Origin of the sequence: Halorubrum sp. Boch-26 (assembly GCF_029889805.1) — an archaeon.
GTDB lineage: Archaea > Halobacteriota > Halobacteria > Halobacteriales > Haloferacaceae > Halorubrum.
In genome coordinates this window covers 46,713-52,712 of record NZ_JARANT010000005.1, presented here as the reverse complement: position 1 = coordinate 52,712, position 6,000 = coordinate 46,713, and the positions used below count along the sequence as shown (strand labels likewise).

Annotated in this window: 6 protein-coding genes; 2 read left to right on the top strand and 4 right to left on the bottom strand. The window is 73.0% G+C overall.

What is annotated here, in order from left to right:
- Positions 1 to 4 precede the first annotated feature (4 nt).
- The gene (locus OQF71_RS01520; RefSeq protein WP_280585337.1) at positions 5 to 757 is read right to left on the bottom strand and encodes a DUF2797 domain-containing protein; all 753 of its coding nucleotides are present in this window, start codon (positions 755 to 757) and stop codon (positions 5 to 7) included.
- Between the two features lie 87 nt (positions 758 to 844).
- Here OQF71_RS01520 and OQF71_RS01515 point away from each other — a divergent pair, with 87 nt between their 5' ends.
- Positions 845 to 1,222 (top strand): BsuPI-related putative proteinase inhibitor, encoded by a 378-nt coding sequence (locus tag OQF71_RS01515; protein WP_280585335.1) that lies wholly within the window; start codon positions 845 to 847, stop codon positions 1,220 to 1,222.
- 25 nt (positions 1,223 to 1,247) lie between these two features.
- On the opposite strand, the gene menD is transcribed toward OQF71_RS01515, so the two are convergent.
- Positions 1,248 to 3,101 (bottom strand): 2-succinyl-5-enolpyruvyl-6-hydroxy-3-cyclohexene-1-carboxylic-acid synthase, encoded by a 1,854-nt coding sequence (menD, locus tag OQF71_RS01510; RefSeq protein ID WP_280585334.1) that lies wholly within the window; start codon positions 3,099 to 3,101, stop codon positions 1,248 to 1,250.
- A gap of 130 nt (positions 3,102 to 3,231) precedes the next feature.
- The gene (locus tag OQF71_RS01505; RefSeq protein ID WP_280585332.1) at positions 3,232 to 4,197 is read right to left on the bottom strand and encodes a DUF1028 domain-containing protein; all 966 of its coding nucleotides are present in this window, start codon (positions 4,195 to 4,197) and stop codon (positions 3,232 to 3,234) included.
- Between the two features lie 141 nt (positions 4,198 to 4,338).
- Here OQF71_RS01505 and OQF71_RS01500 point away from each other — a divergent pair, with 141 nt between their 5' ends.
- Positions 4,339 to 5,028 (top strand): nucleotide exchange factor GrpE, encoded by a 690-nt coding sequence (locus OQF71_RS01500; protein WP_280585330.1) that lies wholly within the window; start codon positions 4,339 to 4,341, stop codon positions 5,026 to 5,028.
- A 22-nt stretch (positions 5,029 to 5,050) separates the two neighbouring features.
- Here the strand turns inward: OQF71_RS01500 and OQF71_RS01495 are convergent, their stop codons facing one another.
- Complete coding sequence (locus OQF71_RS01495; protein ID WP_280585329.1) at positions 5,051 to 5,929, bottom strand: 5'/3'-nucleotidase SurE; 879 nt, start codon at positions 5,927 to 5,929, stop codon at positions 5,051 to 5,053.
- Positions 5,930 to 6,000: the final 71 nt, after the last annotated feature.

The following is a 6,000-nucleotide window of genomic DNA, read 5'->3' as shown; positions in this document are numbered from 1 at the left end:
CCCGTCACTCCCCGAACGCCCCCAGGCTCGACTGCAGCTCGCGGCCCGGCACCTCGTCGGTGAGCTCGTGGCCGACAAGCTCGCGGGCGTCGACCCCGTACGTCGACCCGCCGCGGTCGAGCACCAGCACCCGACCCTTCCAGCCGCGCACCGTTCCCGCCGCCATCGTCTCCGCGACGGGCCGCTCGTCGAGGTCGAGCCCGTCGTCGAACGGGAAGCGCGCGATCGGGTCGAACCGCTCCAACAGCGCCTCCCACGCCGACTCGTCCACGTCGCGGCCGAACCCGGCGAGCTTCGTCGGCACCCGGACGCGGTCGACGAGATCGTCGGCCTCGGCCAGCTCGGCCTCCACCCGCCGGGCGATCCGTCCGTCGGGGAAGGTCCGGACGTGGGCGGCTCGGTCCGCACCCTGCTCGCGGAGCCGCGTCTCCAGCCGCCACAGGCGCGTCACGCCGACCTTCAGCACGTCGGGCGCGAACGCGGCGAGGTACAGCGCGTGCTCCTCGTGACAGTCCATCTCGTCTTTCAAACAGGTCCCCGTACACCGCGCGCACACCCAGACGCTCCCGTGGGCGTCGCAGTAGGGCGCGTCGGAGTCGTCGCAGGCGACGTGCTCGCCGTCGTGGACGGTCCCCGCGCAGCGGCGGTCGCCGAGCCCGTAGGCGAGCTCCGTCCCGGCGTCGGCCTCGACGAACTCGACCGCGCCGCCGCTGGCGACGTAGAGCCCCGCTCCCGACTCGTAGCCCACGACTTGCACGCGTCTACGTAGGCGGAGCCGGGACTTATGCGCGTCGTCGTCCGGTGCGCCCCGGTTTTTAACTCGACATGCGCGCGAGCCGAACGCATGCTCACCGCCGCGCTGACGACCACCGACGGCGACGAAGGGCTCGACCTCGCGCTCACCGTGACGAACGACGGCGACGATCCGGTCGCGCTTCGGTTCCGGACCGGCCAGCGCGTCGACTTCGCGGCCTACGAGGGAGCCGACGGCGGGCTCGCCGCCGCCGCCGACGCTCGCGACCGAGACGCCGACCCCGTCTGGCGACACGCCGCGGGACGGCTGTTCACGCAGGCGCTCGGCAGCGAGACGCTCGTACCGGGCGAGTCGGCGACGTACGAGGGGACGTGGTCCGACCCGCCGCCCGGCGAGTACCTGATCGTCGGATCGCTGACCGGGGAGAGACAGGACGCGCGGGCGACCGCGACGGTCGCGGTCGAGTGAGTCGGCGCCGGTCCCGGTCGGGGTCTCAGTCCGAGCCGCCGCCGTGGACCGCGTCCTCGACCGCCGCCGCGAGCCGCTCGCGCGTCCGGTGACTGGACTCGGCGTCGGTCCGGACCTCGATCAGGTGGGAGCCGTCGGCCTCGCGGGCCCGCTCGCACGCCGATTCGAGTTCCGCGGCGGTTTCGGCGGGGTCCGCGACCGCTTCGGGCCGCGCGTCGACCCGCGCGTACTCCAGCCCGTGGAGGTCGGCCACCGGCTCGAACTCGATTCCGTGCGGCGTCTTGAACGACTCCGTGAACTCCGGCTCGAACGACTCGATCGGGAGCGCGTGGAAGATCCCGCCGCCGTCGTTGTTGATCAGGACGACCGTCGCGTCGACGTCGCACCGGTCGATCGCGAGCAGGCCGTTGGTGTCGTGGTATAAGGCGAGGTCGCCGACGACGAGGGTGAGACCGTCCGTCGTCGCCGAGCCGGCCCCGAGCGCGCTGGAGACGATCCCGTCGATCCCGCTCACTCCGCGGTTGCCGAGCGCGGTGACGCTCGTCGTCGTCGGCCCGACGAACCGATCGAGGTCGCGGACGGGCATGGAGTTGGAGACGAACAGCGTCGCGGGATCGGGGAGCGCTCCGGCCACGGCTCGGATCGCGTCCCCCTCGTGGAAGCCGGCCGGCTCGTCGGCCGTCGGGGCGTCCCCGCTTCCGTCTCCCTCTCGGCCGTGGACCGCCCGCGCGACGCCGTCGGCCTCCTCCCACTGCGCCCGCCAGTCCGGGTCGCCGCCGCCTCCGCCGCCGAGCCGCGAGAGCCGTGCGCAGAGGCGACTGGGCTCGGCGACGACGAGGTCGGTCGCGGCGAACTCCGCCTCGCGCCAGCGCCCCGCGGGGTCGACCTGGTACTGGTCGGCGCCGGTGCCGGCGAGGTACTTGCGGAGGTTCTTCGAGGTGGGCGACGCGCCGAGCCGGATGACGACCTCGGGGTCGGTCCACTCGGTCGAGGACTCTGAGCCCCCGGCGACCGCCGACGAGAGGTACGCGTCGTACGCGCCGATGACGGGCGCGACCCGGGTGTGGCCGCCGTACCGGACGCCCGAGAGCGGGTCGGCGAGGATCGGGAACCCGGTCGCGTGCGACAGCGCCGTGACCGACTCGGCGTCGAGCCCGGGCGGGTCCGCGGGCCCGGCGACGATCAGCCCGCGGTCGACCGTCGCGAGCTCGTTCGCGAGCGCGCGGAGCTCGTCGTCGCCCGGCTCCGGCGACCCCGGTGTCACGTCGACGTAGGGGGCGTCGCGGCCTGCCTCCGCGACCGGGTCGAGGCCCTCGGGCACGTCGTCCTGAATCGGCGTCGGCTCCAGCGGCTTCTTGAACGGGACGTTGAGATGGACGGGCCCGGGGTCGGCGCCCTCGGCGGCCGCGACCGCTCGGCTCACGGTAGTCCGCAGCGAGCGGAGCGCGCGGTCGTTCGGCGCCGGCTCGGGGAGATCCTTATAAAACCGGACGGCGTCGCCGTACAGCTTCTCTTGGTCGGCGGTCTGGTTGGCGCCCGAGTCGCGTAGCTCCGGCGGGCGGTCGGCCGTGAGCGCGAGCACGGGGACGCGAGCGTTGCTCGCTTCCATCACGGCGGGATGATAGTTGGCGGCGGCGGTGCCGGACGTGCAGATCAGCGGTGTGACGCTCCCCGTCCGCCGGGCGCGGCCCAGCGCGAAGTAGGCGGCGGAGCGCTCGTCCAGCTGCGAGAAGACGTGGAGGTCGTCGCGGCGCGCGGCGGCCATCGTCAGCGGCGTCGAACGGCTGCCGGGCGAGACGACGACGGCGTCGACGCCCGCGGCGACGAGCTCGTCCACGAGGGCCCCCGCCCACAGCGCGTTCCGGTTCGGCGCGGTCATTGCCACCGCTTGGTGGTCGATATTTAAATACTCCCGCGGGTCGGCGGCGCCGTGGTTCGGGGTCGGCGGCGCCGTGGTTCGGGGTCGGCGGCGCCGTGGTTCGGGGTCGGCGTCCGTCTCGGCGGCCCTTTTAAACCCGATCGAGTCGGGAGAGCCCGTGCCACACCGCGTCGACGAGGCGGTCCTCCCCCTCGCCCTCCGCGTCTTCCCAGCCCCGAGCGATGGCGTCCTCCAGCACCGGCACGGGGTGGTTCTCGAAGTTGTTCATCCCGCGGAACGTCTCCAGCGCCTCGCGGTGGGGATCGCCGAAGGCGTCGCCCTCGGCCGCGTCCGTCTCGGCCACGTCGCCCTCGGCCGAATCGCCCTCGTCGAGGAAGCCGAGGTCGGAGAACACCTCCGCGACCGCCGCGGCCGCGTCGCCCGTCAGCTCCCGGGTCTCGTCGGGCGCCTCGCGCTCCAAGAGCGTCACGTCGTACAGCTTGAACACGCGCTCCAGCTCGTCGATCGGGCTGTCGTGGTCGTCGACGCGCACGTCGATCCATCGGTCGTTGCGGCCGTCGTAGCCGCCCTCGGGCTTGGCGACGTACAGCGCCGCCGACTGCTCGCCGCGCTTGTCGCCGCCGGCCGCGTTACCGGCGTGGAGCGCGGCGAGCAGCCGCTCCGGAAGTCCCTCGTCGATCTCCTCGAACGCCGCCGCCATCGCGGTCAGGGTCTCGGCGTTCTCCAAGATGTTGCCCTGGACGGTGTAGTGGTCGCCCTGCAGGTCGCCGGCGTAGTCGTGGCACTCGTCGCCGGTGAACGCGGCCGGCTCGCCGTCGAGGCCGACGACGCCGACCTGTCGCGAGGGCGCCTCGTCGTCGTCGCTCGTGAGTTCGTCGACGACCGCCGCCGGGTCGCGCCCCCCGCGGAGGAGGTCGAGCCCGTCGGGGCCGTAGGCGACGTTCGCGAAGCTCTGCGTCGCGACCGCGCCGGCGTTCGCGCTCACGAACGGGACGACCGCGCCGACGCTGACGAACTTCGACTGGACGGCGACGCCGACGGCGTCGGTCTCCGGGTCGCGTGCGGCGATCGAGAACGTCGAGGGACGGGGTGGCATGCGATCGACGGATCGGCGGCCGACCTCATAAATCCGGTCGGGGTCGTGGCGGCGACTAACGACGGCCGATCTCGCACTCCGCGCCGGCGCTCGCGACCGCGTTCTGCAACGCTTATGCACGCCGACCGACTTCGATCGGGTATGAGCGACGACGACGCCGTCGACGTCGAGGTCGAGTCCCCCGACGACGCCGAGGGCGACGCGGCGAGAGCGAGCGGCACGGCGGAGGCGACCGCCGAGGGAACGAGCGGCGAGTCGGCCGGCGCGGACGGCGAGGCCCGCGACGGCGGCGGTGACGGCGAGGCGCTGGCCGCCGCCGTCGCCGAGCACGACGAGGCGCTCGCCCGGGAGGTCGCGGAACTGGAGGCGGAGCTCGCGGAGACGCGCGAGGAGCTGCTCGCGGCCGAGGAGGAGGCGGAGGAGCTGACGAGCAAACTCGCCCGCGTGAAGGCGGACTTCAGCAACTACAAGCAGCGCGCCAAGCGCAAGCAAGAGGAGATCCGCGAGCGCGCCTCCGAGTCGCTCGTCGAGCGGATCGCCCCCGTCCGCAACGACCTCTTGCGCGCGCTCGATCAGGAGGAGGGGAGCGACCTCCGCCCCGGCGTCGAGTCGACGCTGGAGAAGTTCGACGAGGTGCTCGCCGAGGAGGGCGTCGAATCGATCGATCCCGAACCGGGCGAGGAGGTCGATCCGGCGCGCCACCAGGTAATGCTGCGCGTCGAGAGCGACCAGCCAGACGGTACTGTCCACGAGGTGTACGAGCCCGGCTACGAGATGGGCGACCGCGTCGTCAGCGAGGCGAAGGTCACCGTCAGCGCCGACGAGTCGTAGTCGGCGTTTCCGGATTTCGGTTCTACTCCGCGTCCCCGTACCGGTTCGCGAGTTCGTCGAGCCCCGCGTCCGGCTCCGCGGCGTGCGGCACCGACAGCGGCGAGACCGACACCTCGCCGTCGACGACCGCGCGCCGGTCGGTGCCGATCGAGTCGGGTACGTCCGCTGGCGTCATCCGGCCCCAGATCGGGTCGGAGATGTTGACGCCGCCGTTTCCGTCGGAGCTCGCCTCCATTCCGTACCACTCCGAGGGCGTGGTGACGCGCATCGCCGCGGGGTCGACCGCGGCCGCACGCGGGACGCCGTCGCTCGGGGATTTCTCTCGACCGCCGTCGCTCGGGGCTTTCTCTCGACCGCCGTCGCCCTCGACGGGCTCCGCCATCGGCGCGTTGACGTTGAGGTAGTCGGCCCGATCGAACACGCCCGCAGCGCCGGCCTCGTCCACGAGGAACCGCGTGGCGCGGACGGCGTGTGCGAACGACGCGGGCGGGAGCTCCCGCTTCCACCAGTCGTCGCCGCCCGGGACGTACATCGACGTCGCGACCCCGGGGACGCCGAAGAAGGACCCCTCGACGACCGCCGAGACGGTCCCGGACCGCCCGAGAGTGTACGCGCCGAGGTTGGCGCCCTCGTTGCAGCCGGCGACCACGAGGTCCGCGTCGGGGACGAGCTCGTCGAGGCCGGCGACGACGCAGTCGACGGGGGTCCCGTCGACGGCGTAGCCCAGTTCGTGGTCGGCGACCGCCACGTCGGCGGAGATGGCGCGGCCGATCGACGACCGGTCCCCGGTGGGCGCGACCGCGACCACGTCGTAATCGACCGCGAGGGCGTCGTACAGGGCGCGGAAGCCGACGGCGTCGATGCCGTCGTCGTTCGTCAACAGGATCCGCTCGACGCTCATACCGCTACATCGGGCGGTTCGGACAAAAGCCCACCGTCGGCTCACCGGGGGAGCCGGTCCGGCCGTGACGA